The following is a 931-nucleotide window of genomic DNA, read 5'->3' on the forward strand; positions in this document are numbered from 1 at the left end:
GGACTTCAAGACGGATCAGGAGGTGCGGTGGTGTCCGGGGTGCGGGGACTACGCGATCCTGGCGGCGGTGCAGGCGTTCATGCCGGAGCTGGGGATCCGGCGCGAGAACACCGTCTTCGTCTCCGGGATCGGGTGCTCGTCGCGGTTCCCGTACTACATGAACACCTACGGGATGCACTCGATCCACGGGCGGGCGCCGGCGATCGCGACGGGGCTGGCGGCGTCCCGGCAGGACCTGTCGGTGTGGGTGGTGACCGGTGACGGCGACGCGCTGTCGATCGGCGGGAACCATCTGATCCACGCGCTGCGGCGGAACGTGAACCTGAAGATCCTGCTGTTCAACAACCGGATCTACGGCCTGACGAAGGGCCAGTACTCGCCGACCAGCGAGATCGGGAAGATCACCAAGTCGACGCCGATGGGGTCGCTGGACGCGCCGTTCAACCCGCTGTCGCTGGCGATCGGCGCCGAGGCCACGTTCGTGGCCCGCACCATCGACTCCGACCGCCAGCACCTGACCTCGGTGCTGCGGGCGGCCGCCGAGCACGAGGGCACCGCGCTGGTGGAGATCTACCAGAACTGCAACATCTTCAACGACGGCGCCTTCGAGGTCCTGAAGGAGCCGGGCACCCGGGACGAGGCGCTGATCCGCCTGGAGCACGGGAAGCCGGTGCGGTTCGGCGCGGACCGGGGCCAGGGCGTCTTCCGCGACCCTGCCTCCGGCGAACTGCGGGTGGCACCCGTGACGGCGGACAACGAGGCCTCCGTCCTGGTCCACGACGCCCACGCGCCCGGCCCCTCGACGGCCTTCGCCCTGTCCCGGATCGCCGACGCCGACACCCTCCACCACACCCCCATCGGGGTGCTGCGCAGCGTCCGGCGGCCGGTCTACGACGTGCTGATGGCCGAGCAGCTGGCCACCGCCACCGCC

Annotated in this window: 1 protein-coding gene; it reads left to right on the top strand. The window is 70.2% G+C overall.

All coding sequences use genetic code 11. The features are described from left to right. Positions 1–931, top strand: a 931-nt coding sequence (locus IE329_RS39965) for a 2-oxoacid:ferredoxin oxidoreductase subunit beta (protein ID WP_190215982.1), incomplete at both ends; no start/stop codon positions are given.

The sequence above is a fragment of the Kitasatospora indigofera genome (assembly GCF_014655955.1).
Lineage (GTDB): Bacteria > Actinomycetota > Actinomycetes > Streptomycetales > Streptomycetaceae > Kitasatospora > Kitasatospora indigofera.